The sequence below is a fragment of the Burkholderia sp. Ac-20349 genome, from assembly GCF_017104865.1.
GTDB classification, from domain to species: Bacteria; Pseudomonadota; Gammaproteobacteria; order Burkholderiales; family Burkholderiaceae; genus Burkholderia; species Burkholderia aenigmatica.
On sequence record NZ_JAAGPM010000093.1, the window covers coordinates 1 to 20,103 of the forward strand.

Sequence of the window (20,103 nt, forward strand, 5' to 3'; positions counted from 1 at the left end):
TTACGTCGTGCTGTCATCTGCACGGCGCTCACGCACTACGTCTGTGCGCGCCACACTCTGTCCCTACCCGCCGCTCTTCCGATCTGGCCGCGTCGGGAATCGCGCCAGGCGCATGCCCGGTCAGCACGGCCAGCTCATACAACGCGGCGCGGCGCGCGCCCGCGAGCGCCGGCAGTTCGGCGCGCGTATCGTCGGCAAACGCACGCGAGCGCGCGACTTCGAGATCGGACACGAGACCGTGCGCACGCTGGCGGGCGGTCAGCGACGCGAGGCGGTCGGCGATCGCGACCGAGCGCTCGGCCACGTCGATCCGCTCGCCGTACGCGCATGCCTGCGCATAGGCGGCCGTCGTCTCGGCGGCCACCGCGACGCGCATCGCATCCGACGCCGCCTGCACGGCCTCCGAGTCGGCGCGCGCGGCATCGACGAGATGGCCGACGCGCCCCCACAGATCGACTTCCCACGACACCGCGAACGACGGCGCGAAACCCCAGCGCGTACGCGCATCGGTGCCCTTCGCGCTCGCGACGATCTGATCGGGCGCGTGCTTGCCGTAGTCGACACCGAAGCCGGCTGTCGTATCGGGCAGCCGCGCGGCGCCCGCTTCGTCGAGCACGGCCCGCACCCGCGCGACGCGCGCCGCGGCCACCGCGAGATCGCGGTTCTGCGCGAGCGCTTCGCGCACGAGTGCATCGAGCGCCGGATCGTCGAACAGCTGCCACCAGCGATCGGGCAACGCGCCGCCGGATGCGACGGGCGCATCGGCCGCCGCGTCGAACGGCGCCGTGCGCGCCGCATCGACCGCGGGCGGACGGTACGGATCGCCGACCGAGCAGGCGGCAAGCATCGCGGCGCTCAGCAGCGCGGCGGCAACAGACAAACGGAAGGAAACCGGAGGAGATAACGAGGCGCTCATCGTGCAATGGCAGTCGAACAAACGATGGGCCTATGGTAATTTCGACGCATTCGGTCGATCTCGCGCGCAAAGCGCATTCGTCGTCGAGAAAAGGACACGTGGATCAATTTTTCAGTGCGCTCGAGCACAAGGACAAGCACAAGCAGATCGCCGTCGTCGCGTCCGACGCGGCGGCCGGCATCGCGTATCCGCCGCATTCGCACCGGCATGGCCAGCTGATTCACGCGATTTCCGGCGTGATGCTCGTGCATGCGGATGCCGGCAGCTGGGTCGTGCCGACGGGGCGCGCGGTCTGGGTGCCGGGCGGCACCCAGCACGAAATCCGGATGGCCGGCGACGTGCAGATGCGCACGGTATTCGTCGCGCACGAAGTGCGGCCGAGCCTGCCGCACGAATGCCGCGTGATCGAGGTCGGCACGTTGCTGCGCGAGCTGATCGTGACCGCATGCGAACTGCCGGCCGATTACGACCTCGCGCATCGCGCGGGCCGCGTGCTCGCGCTGATCCTCGACGAAATCGAGATCGCGCCGCTGCTGTCGCTGCATGTGCCGATGCCGCGCCATCCGGCGCTCGCCGCGCTGTGCACGCGGCTCATCAATGACCCGTCGTCGGTCGTCACCCTGCAGTCGTGGGCGCGCGACGCGCACATGAACGAGCGCACGCTCGCGCGCACCTTCAAGCGTGAAACGGGCATGACGCACGGCGCGTGGTGCCGCCATGCGCGCCTGCTGCTGAGCCTGCCGCGCCTGGCCGCCGGCACGCCGATCCTCGAACTCGCGCTCGAACACGGCTACGACAGCCCCAGCGCGTTCGCGGCGATGTTCCGCAAGGCACTCGGCGTGCCGCCGAGCGAATACTTCTCGCGACGCTGAACTGCCCTGTCCGTTTCGCGACGATCGTTCGCTGACGTGCGCGCGCGGTACGGCAGGCCGCTCGCTACAGTAACGGCATCGCACGACACCGGCGCCACGCGCCCGCCCCGACGATGGATCTCATTCAAAGCATGCAGGTTTTCGTCACGCTCGCCGACGCGGGGACCTTCACCGAAACCGGCAAGCGGCTCAACCTCACGACCGCGTATGTCAGCCGCACGATCGCGTCGCTCGAAGCGCATCTCGGCATCCGGCTGATGAACCGCACGACGCGCTCGATGTGCCTGACCGAAGCCGGCGAACGCTATCTCGCGCGCGCACGCGACATCACGCTCGCCGTCGATGCGAGCGAACGCGAAGCGCGCGGCGCGCGGCTGCATCCGCACGGCCGGCTGCGCGCGCACTGCAGCGCCAGCATCGCGAATCGTTTCGTGATTCCGCTCGTCGCGCGCTTCCAGGCGCGCTATCCGGACGTCAGCGTCGACCTGACGCTCGCGCCGCAGGTGCCGGACCTGATCCGCGACAGCTACGACGTCGCGGTGATTGCGATGCCGAGCCTGCCGAGCTCCGATCAGGTCGCGATCGACGTCGGGCGGATCGGCAGCGTGCTGTGCGCGTCGCCCGCGTATGTCGCGCGGCACGGGATGCCGGATACGCCGCGCGCGCTCGCGCGGCATCGCTGCCTGCAACTGGTCGCGCCCGCCTACCCGGCGCGCGAATGGACGCTGACGTGCGGTGCGACTTCGGAAACGGTCGCGTTCGAGCCGACGATGACGGCCGACGTCGCGGCATCGCTCGAGATCGCGGTTCGGGAAGGGGCGGGCATCGGCCTGCTGCCGGAGTTCGTCGCGGACGACGGGCTGCGCTCAGGCGCGCTGGTGCGCGTGCTGCGCGATTACCGCGCGGAGGACGTGGGCGTGTTTCTGGTGTATCCGTCGCGCCGGCATCTCGACGCGAAGACGCGCGCGTGGGTGGATTTCATGAAGGCGGAACTGTGCGCGGCGCTCGACGGGCCGCGCGGAGGCAACCGCCCGAGCAACGACACGACCGCGCCGGACATCGCCGACGCGGCCGCCAACGCCCCGCTTACGCGACAGCCTTCACCGCGGGCTGCGCGGCAAAAAACGTCGCCTGCGCTGCTTCGTCCGCGCGCGCATACGCGCGGTTGATGCCGCTGATCACCGCGCGGATCGACGCGGTCGTCAGGTTCGCGTCGATGCCGACGCCGAACGCACTGCCGCGCACGCCCGTGCCGGCCAGCTCGGCGATCGCGATCGCCTTCGCATCGGCGCCCTGCGACAGCGCGCGCTCCTCGTAGTGCTGGATCCGCAGCGGCGTGCGCAACGCGTGCATCAGCGCATCGAGCGGGCCATTGCCTTCGCCGCGCAGCACGCGGCGCTCGCCGTGCACGTCGGCGGTCAGCACGATCGTCTCGCGGCCGTCGCGCTCGGTCAGTTCATGGCCGACATAACGCAGCGGCGCATCGCCTTCCACGTACTCCTTCTGGAACAGCGACCAGATCTGCGCGCTCGTCACCTCGAGCCCGCTGTCGTCGGTCAGGCGCTGCACGGCCGCACTGAAGTCGACCTGCAGGCGGCGCGGCAGCGCGACGCCATAGCTCTGTTCGAGCAGGTACGCGATACCGCCCTTGCCCGACTGGCTGTTCACGCGAATGATCGAGTCGTACGTACGGCCCACGTCGCTCGGATCGATCGGCAGGTACGGCATTTCCCACACGGCATCGGGGCGCTGCACCGCGAAGCCCTTCTTGATCGCGTCCTGGTGCGAGCCGGAGAACGCGGTGAACACCAGATCGCCGACATACGGATGGCGCGGATGGATCGGCAACTGCGTGCATTCCTCGGCCGTGCGCGCGACTTCGTTGATCTGCGAGAAATCGAGGCCCGGATCGACGCCCTGCGAGTACAGGTTCAGCGCGAGCGTGACGAGATCGACGTTACCGGTGCGTTCGCCGTTGCCGAACAGGCAGCCCTCGATCCGGTCCGCACCGGCCATCACCGCGAGCTCGGCCGCCGCGACCGCGGTGCCGCGGTCGTTGTGCGGATGCACGGACACGATCAGCGCATCGCGGCGCGCGAGGTTGCGGTGCATCCATTCGATCTGGTCCGCGTAGAAGTTCGGCGTGCCGACTTCGACGGTGGCCGGCAGGTTCACGATCGCCTTGTGCTCCGGCGTCGGCTGCCACACGTCGAACACGGCGTCGCAGACTTCCTTCGCGAAATCGAGCTCGGTCGCCGTGAAGGTCTCCGGGCTGTATTGCAGCGTGAAATGCGTATCGGTCGCGGCGTCGGCGCAGCGCTTGATCGTGCGCGCGGCGTTCACCGCGAGCGCCTTCACGCCGTCGCGGTCGAGGCCGAACACGATCTTGCGGAATTCCGGCGCGGTCGCGTTGTACAGGTGCACGATCGCGCGCTTCGCGCCACGCAGCGATTCGAAGGTGCGCTCGATCAGGTCGTCGCGCGCCTGCGTGAGCACCTCGATCGTCACGTCGTCGGGAATGTGGCCGCCTTCGATCAGCTCGCGCACGAAGTTGAAATCGGTCTCGGACGCCGACGGGAACGCGACCTCGATCTCCTTGAAGCCGATCGCGACCAGCATCTTGAACATCCGCATCTTGCGCGCGGCGTCCATCGGCTCGAACAGCGACTGGTTGCCGTCGCGCAGGTCGGTGCTCATCCAGATCGGCGCTTGCGTGATCGTGCGCGTCGGCCACATGCGGTTCGGCAGGTTGACGGGCGTGAACGGTCGGTACTTCGTCGCGGGGTTCTTCAGCATCATGATGTTCGGTCCTCGGTCGGTTTGTCGGGAAACCGCGGCGCGGCGGCCATCGGTCGTGGCGGCCGGCTGCGCGCGCAGCGGTAAAAACGGGTGAAAACGGCACAACGGCTAAGCGGTACGGCGAACGACAGCCTTGGCGGTTGAGCGACCGGGACGGAGCGGAGCGATTCGGAAGAAGGACGAACTCAGGCGCCGGTCGATAACCGGGGCCAGGTCGGTGATGCGGGGGAAATCTGGCGCTTCAGGAAAGAAGCAGATGGAAAGCGCGCAGCCGCAGACCCAGCCCGGAGAAACGGGCTAGTAGTCGTAGCGAGAAGCGGGGCTGGGCGGCTTGCATGGCCGAAATCAAATCACAGGGCGATGGGGGCTGTCAACGGGCTGAGTGCAAATGGCGCGGAATTTGACCGCTCAGAATCAGTCCTGTCCGATAGGCGGCATGCGGCCCCGTCGATATGCTTCACGGGTGCGGTGCCGGTGAGGCCCCTGTTCACGTTCGGAGTGAGTTGGTCTACGTACTTCTCCGGTTGCCGCACCCCCTCCTGTTGCATTCAATCGGGTTTCGGCGTGGGCGTTCGGTGGTGGTCGGTGGGCGCGGCCACGACAGAGAAAGATGGTGTTGAAACGCTAACGCTGCCATATGCGAACGCCGAGCGTCCGCGCCGAAGCCCGATTGCCCCCAGCCTCCTGTCTCCCCATCCGCCCCGCCTGCACAACCGCGCATCGTTCAAATAATCGATACACGCGTCGATATAGTTTCCCGAATATATTGAAATACCATCGATTAAACACATTTCATTAAATCGATTAACCTCCGTTTTCGATTTACTGAACAATAGCCATTCCTCATCGAATATTTTTTTATTTATTTTTCGGCATGCTCGATTCGTCGTGCCTCAAACGGCAAACGTTTGCGCGACACGGCTCGAAGCCTTACCCATCATTCCTCAGGAGGAAAGCATGGCCGATTCTCAAACGTCTTCCAATCGCGCCGGCGAGTTTTCGATTCCGCCGAATACCGATTTCCGCGCGATTTTCTTCGCGAATGCCGCCGAGCAGCAGCACATCAAGCTGTTTATCGGCGACAGCAAGGAGCCCGCCGCGTATCACAAGCTGACGACGCGCGACGGCACGCGTGAAGCGACGCTGAATTCCGGCAACGGCAAGATCCGCTTCGAAGTGTCGGTAAACGGCAAGCCGTCGGCCACCGACGCGCGCCTCGCGCCGATCAACGGCAAGAAATCGGACGGCTCGCCGTACACGGTCAACTTCGGGATCGTCGTGTCGGAAGACGGCCACGACAGCGACTACAACGACGGCATCGTCGTGCTCCAGTGGCCGATCGGCTGACCTGACGCGCTACCCGACGACTCACCACCGCCGCCCGCCTCCAGGCCGGTCGGCGGTTGCTCGCCGCATTCGGCGGCACCTCACCCTCTTTGCATCGAAACCCGCCCTACCAACGGAGACCTCCATGCCACTCCTTTCGGCTTCGATCAACAGCGCCCCCGTGACGACATCGGAAACCTACGTCGACATCCCGGGCCTGACCATCGACATCGCCAAGGCAGAGATTCGAGACGGGAAACTGCAAGTCATCCTCAACGTGCCGACGCCGTACGCGACCGGCAACAACTTCCCCGGCATCTATTTCGCGATCGCGACCGACAAGGGCATCGTCGCGGACGGCTGCTTCACCTATTCGTCGAAAGTGCCCGAAGCCACCGGGCGCATGCCGTTCACGCTCGTCGCGACGATCGACGCCGGCACCGGCGTCACGTTCGTGAAGGGCCAGTGGAAAAGCGTGCGCGGCAGCGCGATGCATATCGATTCGTACGCGAGCCTGTCCGCGATCGGCGATACAGCCGCGCAATCGTCGTCGCCCGGCAGCGGAAGCGGCGAAACCGGCGCGGGCGGCAACCCGGGCGGCACGGGTAGCGGCACGATCGGCGGCGGCGGCGAGCGCGACGGCACGTTCAACCTGCCGCCGAACATCAAGTTCGGCGTCACCGCGCTCACCAACGCGGCGAACGACCAGACGATCGACATCTACGTCGACGACAACCCGAAACCGGCCGCCACGTTCAAGGGCGCCGGCGTGCAGGACCAGAACCTCGGCACCAAAGTGCTCGACTCCGGCAAGGGGCGCGTGCGTGTGATCGTGATGGCGAACGGCAAGCCGTCGCGGCTCGGCTCGCGCCAGGTCGACCTCTTCAAGAAGACCTACTTCGGGATTGTCGGCTCGGAAGACGGCAGCGACGACGACTACAACGACGGCATCGTGTTCCTGAACTGGCCGCTGGGCTGAGCACGATGACGTGCGGCGCGGCCGGGTGCGCGCGCCGCCGTCGATCCCGCCATGGAGACGGGGCCAACCACACATGGCGAATCGATTCATTCGAGCAGTCACTTGCAGTCCCACGCTGTACTCCGTGCGCGACAACGGCGAAACCCATTCACCGGCCGCGCGACGCGAGCCCTTTCATCGAGACGAGGACGACATGTCACAACCGTTTACCCATGACGATCTGTACGCCCTGCTGCAACTCGCGGGCAACGATGCCAGCGCCGTACAGGCGAACGGCGACCAGGCGGTGCTCGACCGGATGCGCCAGTTCATGACCGCACAGCTCGTGGAAAAGCTGCCGCAATACGATGTGTTCGTCGACATCGCGACCATCCCGTACAGCTTCGACGTCGGCAGCTGGCAAAACAAGGTGAAGACCGATGCGGCCGGGCAGGTGGTCGCCTGCACGGTGACGTGGGCAGGCGCGCCCGGCGTGCTGCCCGGGGCCGCGGCAAAGTTCGGCGTCGGTGCGGTGGTCAACTATTTCTCGAAAGCGACGCCGCAGCCGCAGCCCACGCAGCCGGATACCACGACGACCGGCGGCGGCGAACGCGACGGCGTCTTCAACCTGCCGCCGAACATCGCGTTCGGCGTGACCGCGCTGGTCAATTCGTCGGCGCCGCAGACGATCGAGGTCTTCGTCGACGACAACGCGAAACCGGCCGCGACGTTCCAGGGCGCCGGCACGCAGGACGCGAACCTGAACACGCAGATCGTGAACTCCGGCAAGGGGAAGGTGCGCGTGGTCGTGACGGCGAACGGCAAGCCGTCGAAGATCGGCTCGCGCCAGGTCGACATCTTCAAGAAGACCTACTTCGGTCTGGTCGGCTCGGAAGACGGCACGGACGGTGACTACAACGACGGTATCGCCATCCTGAACTGGCCGCTCGGCTAAGCAGTACCGTCCTGCGCCCTCGCCACGCCGCCCGGCGTGGCGATCTGCTTTGGCGCGTCGTCCGCCCCCGCCCCGCCTGTCGCGCAAGAACGATCAAATGCCCCGGCCGCCGATACCATATAGTCCGCCCGACACCCTCATTGGAATGCCATGAATCCGGTTGGACAAGCACTCTGGTTTATCGAAACCCAGCTGGACAGGGAATTGACGCTCGACAGGATTGCCGCCAATTGCGACATGACGCGTTTCGGTTTCTCGCGCCTGTTCTCGATGAATACCGGCTGGCCGGTGATGCGCTATGTCCGGTCGAGACGGCTCACGCGTGCGGCCCGCGCGTTGGCACAAGGTGCGCCGGGCATCCTGCATGTGGCGCTCGATGCCGGCTATGGCTCCCATGAGGCGTTCACGCGCGCCTTCCGCGATTGCTTCGGCATGACGCCCGAGGACGTGCGGGCACGGCGCACCCTCGACGGGTTGTCTCTTGTGGAGCCGCTTCGCATGAAAGAGCTGAAGATCATCGACGTTGCACCGTCACGCTTCGAAACCACCGGCAAGCGGCTGATCGCCGGCATGAGCGACCGCTACACCTTCGACACCAACGAAGGCATTCCGGCGCTGTGGCAAGCGTTCATCCCATACATCGGTACCCTTCCCGGCCAGGTCGACGATGTGACCTACGGCGTGTGCTGCAACCCGGATGCGGATGGCAGCTTCGAATACATCGCGGGCGTGGAAGTCGCCAGCCGCGATCGACTGACCGCACCCTTTCGCTGCATCGAACTGGAACCGCAGCGGTATGCGGTCTTCGAACACGGCGGGCATATTTCCACGCTGCACCAGACGTTCTACAGCATCTGGAACGGCTGGCTGCCGACGTCTGGATTCAAGGCGGTCGACGCGCCCGAGTTCGAGCGCTACAGCGCGGACTACGATCCGATAACGGGTGCCGGCGTGCTGGAAATCTGGTTGCCCGTCGAACCCGCCGTGTAAGCGGTTTGCGTTGATCGGCCGCGACGTGCCTCGTCTCGGCTCACCCCTCGCCAACGGTCAGCCAGCAAGCGACCCGGCAGGCTTCGCCATCGCCACCGGCTGCGACCACGCAGCCGACGCCAGATACGTGCGCGCGTCGAGCACCACGCGATTGAACGCGACGCGCCGCTCGCCCGTCAGCTTCGCCGCCTTGCCCGCCTGGACCAGCGCGACCGGATCGACGAGACGATCGTGCCGCCGGACCTCGAAGTGCAGATGCGGCCCGGTGGCCGTACCCGTGCTGCCGACCGCGCCGACCCGCTCGCCGCGCGGGACCCGCATGCCGGTTCGCAGCGTCGGCTCGAATGCCGACAGGTGCGCGTAGTACGACGCATAGCCGCCGTCGTGGCGGATCACCACGTACTTGCCGTAGCCGCGCGGCTCGGTGCCGATGAACGTGACGACGCCGCGCTCCGACGCATGAACCGCACGCCCGGACGGTGCCGCGAGATCGACGCCGGAATGCACATGGCGCGCACCGGTTACCGGATGCACGCGCGTACCGAAATGCGAGCTGATCCGCGTTGCGCTGACCGGCATCGCAAACCGCGCGCCGGCGAGCGGCACGCCGCCGAGGTCGTAATAGGTGCCCGGCGAGCCGGCATCGGGCGCAAACCACACGCCCGCGACATGCTGGCCGCGAAAGCGCAGCTCGAGCGCCGTCACGCGCACGCCGCCCGGCCGCTTGGCGTTGCCGTCGGGTTCGTATGCAACGCGGAACGTGTCGCCGAGTGCACCGCGCTGTTTCGGGTCGACTCGACCGGCGAGCATGCGGGTGATCTGTGCGGCAACGCCGGCCGGCAGATCGGCGCGTGCCAGCGATGCCTGCAGGCTGCCGACGATCGCGCCGGCCCGCGCGCCGCGTTCGGCTTCCGCGAGCACGAACGGCTCGGCGGCGGCCAGATCGACGGGACGCCGCTCGAACGCAGCCGGCGCGCCCACCGCGGGCAACGGCGACGCAAGACCGTAATCGAACCTCGACGCGTACGCGCGTTCGACCGCCACGCGCGCCGCATCGCACAGCACGCGGTAAGCCACGCAGGCCCCGAAGCGCGCAACGGGGTCGTCGCGTTCGCCGGTCGTCGGCACGGCCAACGCATGCGACGCATACGCAACGTCGAGCGGCGCAGCCGTCGATGCGTGCAAACCGCCCCACGTGGTGCGCGCGGCATTGAAAAAGGGCACGTCGACAAGGTCAGCCATCACGGGCGAAAACGGCGCGGCGTCGTGAGACGCGTGGGCCACCGCCCCCGGTGCGCCGGCCACACAGGCCGCCGCGATGACACCGCGCAGCAGCGCGCGGCGCATCGGGAAAGCGTGAACGCCGCGCTGCGCGGGTTGACCTTGTTCGCGTGCGAGACGGAAACGCAGGTCTAACCGCATGACGTCGTCACTCGCTGTCTGTCAGTGAAAAATCGGGAGAGAACCGGGTATCGCGGAGGAACGATCGTCGCGACCCGGCAACGTGAGAACGAGTGTATCGGCGCGATCGAAATGGCTGAATAGGACAAGTCCTATTTGATGGAAAAGCCGCTTCGTACTAAATCGAAATCGCGATTTCGCGGCCTGGCGGCACAGCCATGCGGCATGCGCCCCCAGCCATTCGCGCGAACCATCTCGCCCCGTGTACGGTCGAACGCTGCCCGCACGTCAGCGCAAGCCTGCCCGACCACGGCAGGTACGCGACGCGTCGCGCACCGTTTCTTCAAACCGGAATCCCGTCATGTTGCTCGATCACCTGCATCCGGAACGCTGGACGTTCCTGTGGAACGCGCTGTCCACGCTCTCCATCAAGCTGTGCGCCGGCCTGGCGCTGCTCGTCGCCGGCTGGTGGCTGTCGAAACGCATCGGCAACTGGCTGAACCGTCTGCTCTCGAACAAGGAGCGCGTCGACGACACGCTGCGGCCGATCCTCTGCGACGTCGCCGTGTGGGGCATCCGTATCGTCGCGATCGTCGGCGCGCTGTCGCAGCTCGGCATCGAAACCGCGAGCATCGTCGCGGTGCTCGGCGCCGCCGGCCTCGCGATCGGCCTCGCGCTGCAGGGCACGATGCAGAACATCGCGGCCGGCATCATGCTTCTGCTGCTGCGGCCGTTCAAGGTCGGCGACTATATCGACGGCGGCACGGGGGTCGCGGGCACCGTCGACGAGGTCGGGCTCTTCATGACGCGGCTGACGAAGCCGGACGGCATCTGCGAATACGTGCCGAACAGCGCGCTGTGGGGCAGCTCGATCCGCAACTACACGCGCAACCCGACGCGCCGCCTCGATCTCGAAGTGGAAGTCTCGGTGCATGACGATATCGATCGCGCGCTCGACGCGCTGCGCGCGCTGGCCGCGGCCGATCCCGACGTGCTGCAGGATCCCGCGCCGGACGTGATGGTGATGCGCTTCGACGACAGCACGGTCGTCGCGAACATGCGTGTGTGGACGCACACCGACAAGTTCTGGGCGATGCGCTGGCGTCTCGCACGCCAGGTGCGCAAGACGCTCGCCGACGCGAGCTGCACGCTGCCGATCCGTACGCGCGAGCTGCACATCGTGCACGACACCGACCGTCAACCCGCCAACCTCGGCAAGCAGGCCTAGCGCCTGCTCATGCGGCGGCCCGGTAACGCATCAACCCGGCGCCGCGCCGCGTCAGCCCGCCACGACGAGCCGCACCGGCTTCGGCTCCAGCCGCACTTTCAGCCAGGCTTCGAGCCGTGCGCGTTCCGCGCGCGGCATCGGCTTCGCCGTCGACACCACGAAGGTCGGCACCGCGTCCGCACCCGGCGCGCTCGCGGCGCCATCCCATTCGAACGCATTCGCATACCGAACCTGCCGCACCTGCGGATACTGCACGCTCAGCTCATGCGCGACCCGGTCGAGTTCCGCGCGGTCGGCGGACTGCGCGTCGAGCTGCCGCTGCAGTTTCGCGATCGCGTCGTCCTTGTCCTGCGCGTCCTGCTGCGCGGCCGATTGCGCCTCGACGAGCTGCTGCGCGAGCGTCGCCTTCAGCGACGTTTCGAGCGCACGCGCATCGATCCGCTCGTCGCCGGCCTGGCGCACGACGAGCGTGGCGTTCGCCAGCCCGTAACCCGGCAGCTTCGACGACAGCGCATCGAGCCGATGCTGGTCGACGCGCTGGCCGACGAGCACCGCGTCGATGGTCCGCTTCGCCGGGTCGATGTGCTTGCTCGCCACCACGCTCAACGGCAACGACAGCTCGGCCTTGATGAACTGCTCGGCGCGCGCGTTGAACACTTCCTGCGTCACGAGACGATAGGCCAGCACGACGCTCGGCACCGCGGTCGCCAGCACCGCCGCCAGCACGAAGCGCCGGACATTGCGCTGGATCGCGGCATCCACGGGCGCCACCGGCTTCGCGCGAATCACCCACGTGACGATCACCGTCGCGAAAGCAATGAACACGAGGTTGATCGAGAACAGGTAGAACGCGCCGGCGAAATACTGCAGGCTGCCATGGGCGAGCCCGTAGCCGGCCGTACACAGCGGCGGCATCAGGGCGGTCGCGATCGCCACGCCGGGGATCACGTTGGTCTTTTCGCTGCGCGTCGCACCGACCATGCCGACCAGCCCGCCGAACAGCGCGATCAACACGTCCCAGATGCTCGGCGACGTGCGGGCGAGCAGTTCGGAGTGTGCGCCGGTGAGCGGGCTCAACGAGAAGTACAGCGTCGACGTCGCGAGACTGATCAGCGTCGCGACGCCGAGATTCTGCAGCGACCGGCGAATCAGGCCGAAATCGTAGATGCCGATCCCGTAGCCGAGGCCCATGATCGGCCCCATCAACGGCGAGATCAGCATCGCGCCGATGATCACGGCCGTCGAGTTGACGTCGAGGCCGATCGACGCGATGGCAATGGCCGACATCAGGATCCACAGATTCGTCCCGCGCAGCCCGATACCGGCACGGAGGTCGCGATCGATCGATGCGTGATCGGCCTGCCCTTCGCGCAGGCTGAAGTACTGGCGCAGCACGAGCCGCATCTTCGATGCGCGACGCGGCGGCCGATTGCCTTCGATATTGTTCATGTCGGTTTCCGGAAAACGGTCGGGGGCGGTGCGCGACACACGGCGCGAAGCAGCACTGAGGCGCTGAGGCGAGCCGGGTGAACGGATTGTGCCGCAAGGTTCGCGGCTGGGCCACCCCTGCGATGTCGAGTCCGTGCGATGGGATTTCGCCCGCTGTCGCGCATCGGATCAGGCCGGTCCGATGCGCCGCATCGCCTGACGTCGCGACACGGCCCGACCGAGCGAGACAGGCATCCCGTCCGGCACCCTGGCAGCGAATGGCTCCGTGCGTTGCCGCCCGTTGCAGGCGGCATTCTTTGCCCGTCGATTCGACATGCGGGCAGGAAGCCATCATGAAAGAACGTGCGACCGTCCTCTACGTGATCGCCGGTATCGCGCTCCGAGGTCGGTGCCTGCGGCGAGCGCGCGATACCGGCGCGTGCTGCGTTACATCTTCACGATATCGAGCAGCGCCTTCTTGCCGCTCTTGTACGTGAACACCGAGATCGCGCCATGCTTCAGGTCGCCCTGCGGCGTGAAGCTCGTCTCACCGATCACGCCTTTGTAGTCGGTCGCCGGCATCGCGGCCAGCACTTTCGCCGGGTCGGTCGAGTTCGCGCGTTTCATCGCGTCGACGATGATGTAGACGGCGTCGTACGAGAACGGCGCGTACACCTGCATCGGCTGGTGGTAACGCGCTTCGTAGCGTTTCGCGAACGCCGCGCCGCCCGGCATCTTCTCGAGCGCGATACCGGCCTCGGAGCACACGACGTTGTCGGACGCCGGGCCCGCGAGCTTCGGCAGGTCGGTCGAGCACACGCCGTCGCCCGCGAGGATCTTCGCGCGCATGCCGAGCTGGCGCGCCTGCTTCGCGAGCGGGCCGCCCGTCGCGTCCATGCCGCCGTACATGATCGCGTCCGGGTTGGCGCCCTTGATCTTCGTGAGGATCGCGCGGAAGTCGATCGCCTTGTCGTTGGTCGCGTCGCGCGACACGACCTTCATCCCGGCCGCCTTCGCGGCCTTCTCGAATTCGGTCGCAAGGCCCTGCCCGTACGCGGTCGAATCGTCGACCACGGCCACCGTCTTGATGCCCATGTTCTTCGCCGCATACATCGCGAGCGCCGGGCCCTGCTGCGCGTCGGTCGCGACCACGCGGTAGGTCGTCTTGAAACCCTGCTGCGTGTACGTCGGATTGGTCGCGGCCTGCGAGATCTGCACGACGCCGCCGTCGCGATAGACGCGCGACGCCGGAATCGACGTGCCCGAATTGTGATGGCCGACGACACCCACCACCTTGTCGTCGACGAGCCGCTGCGCGACCTGCGTCGCGGTGCGCGGATCGCCCGCGTCGTCCTGCGCGTCGAGCTGCAGCGTGACCTTCTTGCCGCCGATCGTCAGGCCCTTTGCGTTGATTTCCTCGACCGCGAGGCGCGCGCCGTTCTCGCTGTCCTTGCCGAGGTGCGCGATCGCGCCGGTCAGCGGCGCGACGTGGCCGATGCGCACGATTTCGTCCGCGTGTGCGGACAGCGCGCACGTGAGCGCCGCCGCTGCCGCGAATGCCGTCATGGAATGTCGAAGCATGTCTGTCTCCTGGTCAGTCTTGTGGGTCCCGTTCAATGCGGGACGTGTTGTGGTTCGGATGACGAAGCGTGGGCGGTCAATGATGCAGCGCGTCCTGCACCGCCCGGCCGATCCCGGCCGGCAGCACGGCGGATTCGCCGCGCGTCGCGACGCCGTACAGGTCCTTCGGATCGCGCGGCGCGGGAATCAGGTCGAGCTCGATGCCGATCTCGCGCTCGCGCGCGGCCGCGTTCAGGTAGCGCAGCGCCGAGAAATCCTCGAGCGCGAAGCCGACCGAATCGAACACCGTCACTTGCGCAGCCGATTCGCGGCCCGGTTCGGCACCCGACACGATCCGCGCGAACTCGGTCACCGGGAAATCCGCCGGCATCTGCTGGATATCGCCTTCGATGCGCGTCTGCGGCTCGTATTCGACGACGACGCGCGCGCGGCGCAGCACGTCCGCATGCAGCTCGGTCTTGCCCGGGCAATCGCCGCCCACGGCGTTCACGTGCATCCCGTCCTCGATCATGTCGGGCGTCAGGATCGTCGCGTTGGTCTTGTCGGCCGTGACCGTCGTCACGATATCCGCGCCGCGCACCGCGTCCGCCGCCGACGCGCAGCGGATCACGCGCAATCCCTCGAACGACGCGAGGTTGCGGATCAGCTTGTCGGTCGCGGCCGGATCGATGTCGAACACGCGCAGTTCGTCGATGCCGAGCATCACGTGGAACGCGATCGCCTGGAATTCGCTCTGCGCGCCGTTGCCGATCAGCGCCATCGAACGCGCATCGGCGCGCGCGAGAAAGCGCGCGACCAGCGCGGAGGTCGCCGCGGTGCGGATCGCGGTCGTCAGCGTCATCTCGCTCAACAGCAGCGGATAGCCGGTATCGACGTCGGCCAGCACGCCGAACGCCATCACGGTCAGCAGGTCGGCCTTGGTGTTCTTCGGGTGACCGTTCACGTACTTGAACGCATACAGCCGCGCGTCCGACGTCGGCATCAGCTCGATCACGCCGTCGGTCGAATGGCTGGCGAGGCGCGCGGTCTTCTCGAACGTCTCCCAGCGCCGGTAGTCCTGCTCGATAGTCGAGGCCATCGTCGTCAGGATCTGCGTCATCCCGACTTCGGCCACGAGCGTCGACACGCTCGTTACATCCAGATATCGCGTCATGCCCTTGCTCCACGGTTGCGGCGGCCGGCACGGAGCACGGCCGCCGTTGAAACGGTCGGCGCCGCGCGTTACGCGCGCCCTTCGAATCCCAGCAGCACGTTGACCGCGTTGATGCCGATCTCGTCGACCATGTAGCCGCCTTCCATCACGAACAGCGTCGGCACGTTCAGGCGCGCGAGCGCCGCGCCGATGCGCAGGTAGTCGGGCGAGCGCAGCCGGAAATGGCTGATCGGGTCGTGCTCGAAGGTATCGACGCCGAGCGACACGACGAGCGCGTCGGGCGCATGCGCGGCGATCGCGGCAGCCGCGTGGTCGAGCGCCGCCGAGTAGGTGTCCCACAGCGTGCCCTTCGGCAGCGGCAGGTTCAGGTTGAACCCTTCACCCGCACCGATGCCGCGTTCTTCCGCATAGCCGGAGAAGTACGGGTACGACACCGGCGGCTCGCCGTGGATCGACGCGAACAGCACGTCCGCGCGATCGTAGAAGATGTCCTGCGTGCCGTTGCCGTGGTGGAAATCGACGTCGAGCACCGCGACGCGCGCGGCGCCCTGCGCGATGCAGTGCTGCGCGGCGATCGCCGCGTTGTTCAGGTAGCAATAGCCGCCCATGTACTCGCGGCCCGCGTGATGGCCGGGCGGGCGGCACAGCGCGAACGCCGCGCGCGCGGCACCGCTCGACAGCAGGTCGGCGCCGGTGAGCGCCGAGTTCGCGCTCGCGCTCACGGCATCCCACGTGCCGGCGTTGATCGGCGCGCCGGCGTCCATCGCGTAGAAGCCGAGCTTGCCGTCGATGAACGCGGGCGGCGTCGCGGCGGCCGGCATCGCGCGCACCGGCCACACGAGCGGCAGCGCCTGGCAGGTGCGGCCCGTCGCGGTCCACTCGTCCCACGCACCGGCGAGGAAATCGACGTAGCGGGCGCTGTGCGCGGCCGCGTAGCGGGCGCGGTCGAACGGCTTCGGCGCGATCACGTCGCCGAGGCCGGCGGCGCGCACCTGCGCGAGCACCGTTTCGGCGCGAAGGGGGTTTTCGAACGAATCGGTGATCGCGCCGTCCTTCAGTTCGACGCCGCGATGCAGTTGGTGATCGCTGCTGTAGACCGTGAGCATGGTTGACTGTTGCGGTGAGGGTGGCAACAGTTTATTGACGGCAACCGGCAATAGCTTTGCTTTCGACGCGCGGCTTTCGTACAATTTTGAGAAAACCGCCTACGGAATCCCGGAAATGAGCAAAAATCGCGCTTCGGCCGAACTGGATGGCGTCGACCGCGCCATGCTGCGCCTGCTGCAGGACGACGGCGCGCTGTCGAACGCGACGCTCGGCGAGAAGCTGTCGCTGAGCGTCACGCCTTGCTGGCGGCGCCGCAAGCGGCTCGAGGACGAGGGCGTGATCACCGGCTACCAGGCGAATCTCGACCGGCGCGCGCTCGGCATGAACGTGTTCGCGTTCGTGCTAGTGACGTTCAACATGCATTCCGACCAGGATTCGGATCACTTCGAGGACGTGATGCGGCGTCACGACGAAGTGACGTCCTGCCACAAGATCACCGGCGCGGCCGACTACATCCTGCAGGTCGTCGCGGCCGATCTCGACGCGTATGCGGAATTCGTCGAGCGCGTGCTGCGCAAGCAGGCCGGGGTGTCGTCGATCCAGTCGAGCCTCGCGTTGCGCGAAGTGAAGTTCTCGTCGCGCGTGCCGGTGCCGGGCGACTGAACGATGCGGCGAACGTGCAGGCCGCCGCCCGACTCTCCGAAACTCATCCCATGGAGCACTACCCAATGAAGCGTTTCCTCCCTTCGGTGTCGCTGGCCGCCACGCTGGCCTGCGCGTTCGCACTGAGCGCCTGTGCCGCGCCATCCACGCCGCCGGCTCAATCGTCGGCGCCGGCCGTCCCGCCGATGCCCGGTAGCGATCGCGATGCGCACGGCTGCATCCCGTCGGCCGGCTATTCGTGGTGCGAAGCAACGCAGCAATGCGAGCGCCCGTGGGAACTCGCGAAACAGAAGGGCTTCGCGAATTCGGCGCAAGCGTACGACCAGTTCTGCCGGAACGGTGCCGCGAAGTAAAGTGACGTGACGTCACGCGATCGTGTCGCGGCGCGCTGCCGCGACACGACGCAGCGCCTCCGAAAACCCCTCCCGATCCCGCGCAGTTATCCCCCTCTTTCCCGGTTCCCGCGACCGTCATTCCGGAAACCCGGACACGCAAAAAACCCCACGAAAACAACGGTATTTTTCGTTTGTGACACAGCAAACGAGTTCGGTTACATTACGCGCCCCTTGCCACCCCGCCCCCGCAAAACGCGTCGCGCGCGGCCTCTTTCCATGCAGCCCGAAGCGCCTTCCGCTCAGGCTTGCCGCAAGGGCCCGGGCGCGTCGTGCGCCACTGTGACGCAGGCGCTTGCCTGCCCGCAGGAAGCCGATCCGAAGGTGTCCTTGCCGACGGCTTCGCGTGCGCAAATGCAACGGCGCGCGGCGTCGATCCGGAATTCCGGATTCGCGATCCGGATCTCCGGATCCGCGTGTCGCCGCGATCGACACACGCGCCGGGCGGCGTGGCAAACCGATGCATCCAAGTTGAAAAAGGGATCTGCTGTGATCAAAACGTTACGGGTAATACTGTCGGCGCTTGCGCTGTGCGTCGCCGCGTCGTCCGCGCACGCCGCCGATACGAAGAAGGTCGACGTCCTGCTGGTGGGCGGCGGCATCATGAGCTCGACGCTCGGCGTCTGGCTGCACGAGCTGCAACCTGACTGGTCGATGGCGATGGTCGAGCGCCTCGACGGCGTCGCGCTGGAAAGCTCGAACGGCTGGAACAACGCCGGCACCGGCCACTCGGCACTCGCCGAACTCAACTACACGCCGGAGAAGGCGGACGGCAAGATCGACATCTCGAAGGCGATCGAGATCAACGAGTCGTTCCAGATCTCGCGCCAGTTCTGGGCGTGGCAGGTCAGGCAGGGCGTGCTGAAGAACCCGCACTCGTTCATCAACTCGACGCCGCACATGAGCTTCGTGTGGGGCGACGACAACGTCCGCTTCCTGAAGAAGCGCTACGAAGCGCTGCAGGCGAGCCCGCTGTTCCGCGGGATGCAGTATTCGGAAAACTACGACCAGATCAAGCAGTGGGTGCCGCTGATGATGGAAGGCCGCGACCGCAACCAGAAGGTCGCGGCGACGTGGACGCCGATCGGCACCGACGTGAACTTCGGCGAGATCACGCGCCAGTTCGTCGGCTACCTGAAGACGCAGCCGAACTTCACGCTGTCGCTGTCGAGCGAAGTGCGCGAGATCACGCGCAATGCCGACGGCACGTGGCACGTGACGTGGGTCAAGCTGCACTCGGATGAACCGGCGCAATCGGTCGACGCGAAGTTCGTGTTCATCGGCGCGGGCGGCGGTGCGCTGCACCTGCTGCAGGCGTCGGGCATCCCCGAGGCGAAGGACTACGGCGCGTTCCCGGTCGGCGGCTCGTTCCTCGTGACGGAGAACCCCGAAGTCGTGAAGCAGCATCTCGCGAAGGCGTACGGCAAGGCGTCGGTCGGCTCGCCGCCGATGTCGGTGCCGCACCTCGACACGCGGATCATCGACGGCAAGAAGATCATCCTGTTCGGGCCGTTCGCGACGTTCTCGACCAAGTTCCTGAAGAACGGCTCGTACTTCGACCTGCTCAAGAGCACCAACACGCACAACGTCGCACCGATGATGCGCGTGGGTGTGGACGAATTCCCGCTGGTCCAGTACCTCGCCGGCCAGCTGATGCTGTCCGACGACGACCGCTTCAACGCGCTGAAGGAATACTTCCCGAACGCGAAGAAGGAAGACTGGCGCCTGTGGCAAGCCGGCCAGCGCGTGCAGATCATCAAGCGCGACCCGGTGAAGGGTGGCGTGCTGAAGCTCGGCACCGAAATCGTCGCGTCGCAGGACGGCAGCATCGCGGGCCTGCTCGGCGCATCGCCGGGCGCGTCGACGGCCGCGCCGATCATGCTGAACCTGATGAAGAAGGTGTTCAAGGACAAGGTCGCGACGCCCGAGTGGCAGCAGAAGATCCGCCAGATCGTGCCGAGCTACGGCACGAAGCTGAACGACAGCCCGGCGAAGGTCGTCGAGGAATGGACGACCACCAGCGACGTGCTGCAGCTGTCGCCGCCGCCGAAGATCGACGTCAACACGCCGTCGCAGGCCACCGGCACCGCGCCGGCCCGCCCGGCGAAGGCCTCGGCCGACATGGCGCTGTAACGCGCCAAGCGCCGCGCGACACCGCTGCGCCGCATGACACGGCCGCCCTCCGGGGCGGCCGTTTTTCTTGGCGGGTCCCGGGCGGAACCGCCCAGCCGGTCGCCCGCTTCCGCTAGAATTGCGGCACGCGCGACCCTGTCGCCGCCCGATCCATCATCCGCATCGACGCAATCCAAGCGACGCCCGGTGCGGCCCGCGCCCAAGCCGCGCGAGCGCCGCCCGCCGTTGCCGCGCCCGCCCGGGCGCGCCATCAACCGAATT

17 protein-coding genes are annotated in these 20,103 nt (G+C 67.0%); 10 read left to right on the plus strand and 7 right to left on the minus strand.

Features of this window, described 5'->3' with window-relative positions:
- Positions 1–28: 28 nt before the first annotated feature.
- Positions 29–880 (minus strand): TolC family protein, encoded by an 852-nt coding sequence (locus G3N61_RS26005; RefSeq protein WP_241017913.1) that lies wholly within the window; start codon positions 878–880, stop codon positions 29–31.
- A gap of 134 nt (positions 881–1,014) precedes the next feature.
- Between G3N61_RS26005 and G3N61_RS26010 the strand changes: the two genes are divergently transcribed.
- Positions 1,015–1,788, plus strand: a complete 774-nt coding sequence (locus G3N61_RS26010) for a helix-turn-helix transcriptional regulator (protein ID WP_205823919.1) — start codon at positions 1,015–1,017, stop codon at positions 1,786–1,788.
- 113 nt (positions 1,789–1,901) lie between these two features.
- On the plus strand, positions 1,902–2,957 hold the full coding sequence (locus G3N61_RS26015) for a LysR family transcriptional regulator (RefSeq protein ID WP_205823920.1): 1,056 nt from the start codon (positions 1,902–1,904) through the stop codon (positions 2,955–2,957).
- On the opposite strand, the gene leuA is transcribed toward G3N61_RS26015, so the two are convergent.
- The gene (gene leuA, locus G3N61_RS26020) at positions 2,875–4,584 is read right to left on the minus strand and encodes a 2-isopropylmalate synthase (RefSeq protein WP_205823937.1); all 1,710 of its coding nucleotides are present in this window, start codon (positions 4,582–4,584) and stop codon (positions 2,875–2,877) included. The genes G3N61_RS26015 and leuA overlap by 83 nt on opposite strands.
- A 960-nt stretch (positions 4,585–5,544) precedes the next feature.
- On the opposite strand from leuA, the gene G3N61_RS26025 reads away from it, so the two are divergent.
- The 4 genes from G3N61_RS26025 (at position 5,545) to G3N61_RS26040 (ending at position 8,816) form a co-directional block, all read left to right on the plus strand.
- Positions 5,545–5,934, plus strand: coding sequence for a fucose-binding lectin II (locus tag G3N61_RS26025; RefSeq protein ID WP_043178912.1), 390 nt, complete (start codon positions 5,545–5,547; stop codon positions 5,932–5,934).
- Positions 5,935–6,058: 124 nt separating this feature from the next.
- A complete protein-coding gene (locus G3N61_RS26030; protein ID WP_205823921.1) occupies positions 6,059–6,892 on the plus strand; it encodes a fucose-binding lectin II in 834 nt (277 codons plus the stop codon).
- Between the two features lie 193 nt (positions 6,893–7,085).
- A complete protein-coding gene (locus G3N61_RS26035) occupies positions 7,086–7,826 on the plus strand; it encodes a fucose-binding lectin II (protein ID WP_205823922.1) in 741 nt (246 codons plus the stop codon).
- A 150-nt stretch (positions 7,827–7,976) separates the two neighbouring features.
- Positions 7,977–8,816, plus strand: a complete 840-nt coding sequence (locus G3N61_RS26040; RefSeq protein WP_205823923.1) for an AraC family transcriptional regulator — start codon at positions 7,977–7,979, stop codon at positions 8,814–8,816.
- Positions 8,817–8,873: 57 nt separating this feature from the next.
- Here G3N61_RS26040 and G3N61_RS26045 read toward each other — a convergent pair whose 3' ends face one another.
- Positions 8,874–10,238, minus strand: coding sequence for a M23 family metallopeptidase (locus G3N61_RS26045; RefSeq protein WP_205823924.1), 1,365 nt, complete (start codon positions 10,236–10,238; stop codon positions 8,874–8,876).
- Between the two features lie 340 nt (positions 10,239–10,578).
- Between G3N61_RS26045 and G3N61_RS26050 the strand changes: the two genes are divergently transcribed.
- On the plus strand, positions 10,579–11,445 hold the full coding sequence (locus G3N61_RS26050) for a mechanosensitive ion channel family protein (RefSeq protein WP_205823925.1): 867 nt from the start codon (positions 10,579–10,581) through the stop codon (positions 11,443–11,445).
- Positions 11,446–11,496: 51 nt separating this feature from the next.
- On the opposite strand, the gene G3N61_RS26055 is transcribed toward G3N61_RS26050, so the two are convergent.
- The 4 genes from G3N61_RS26055 to G3N61_RS26070 all read right to left on the minus strand — a co-directional run bounded on the left by G3N61_RS26055 (position 11,497) and on the right by G3N61_RS26070 (position 16,713).
- On the minus strand, positions 11,497–12,894 hold the full coding sequence (locus G3N61_RS26055; protein ID WP_205823926.1) for a DUF389 domain-containing protein: 1,398 nt from the start codon (positions 12,892–12,894) through the stop codon (positions 11,497–11,499).
- Positions 12,895–13,320: 426 nt separating this feature from the next.
- A complete protein-coding gene (locus G3N61_RS26060; RefSeq protein ID WP_175026543.1) occupies positions 13,321–14,454 on the minus strand; it encodes a branched-chain amino acid ABC transporter substrate-binding protein in 1,134 nt (377 codons plus the stop codon).
- A gap of 76 nt (positions 14,455–14,530) precedes the next feature.
- Positions 14,531–15,607: an ornithine cyclodeaminase gene (locus tag G3N61_RS26065; RefSeq protein ID WP_205823927.1), complete on the minus strand. Its 1,077-nt coding sequence runs from the start codon at positions 15,605–15,607 to the stop codon at positions 14,531–14,533.
- 68 nt (positions 15,608–15,675) lie between these two features.
- Entirely contained in the window at positions 15,676–16,713 is a 1,038-nt protein-coding gene (locus G3N61_RS26070; RefSeq protein ID WP_205823928.1) for a histone deacetylase family protein, read from the minus strand.
- Positions 16,714–16,828: 115 nt separating this feature from the next.
- On the opposite strand from G3N61_RS26070, the gene G3N61_RS26075 reads away from it, so the two are divergent.
- From G3N61_RS26075 to mqo, 3 genes are all read left to right on the plus strand, one after another.
- Positions 16,829–17,317, plus strand: a complete 489-nt coding sequence (locus G3N61_RS26075) for an Lrp/AsnC family transcriptional regulator (RefSeq protein WP_043178926.1) — start codon at positions 16,829–16,831, stop codon at positions 17,315–17,317.
- Between the two features lie 65 nt (positions 17,318–17,382).
- Positions 17,383–17,670: a hypothetical protein gene (locus G3N61_RS26080; protein ID WP_089453916.1), complete on the plus strand. Its 288-nt coding sequence runs from the start codon at positions 17,383–17,385 to the stop codon at positions 17,668–17,670.
- Positions 17,671–18,180: 510 nt separating this feature from the next.
- Complete coding sequence (mqo, locus tag G3N61_RS26085) at positions 18,181–19,842, plus strand: malate dehydrogenase (quinone) (protein ID WP_205823929.1); 1,662 nt, start codon at positions 18,181–18,183, stop codon at positions 19,840–19,842.
- The last annotated feature ends 261 nt before the right edge of the window (positions 19,843–20,103 follow it).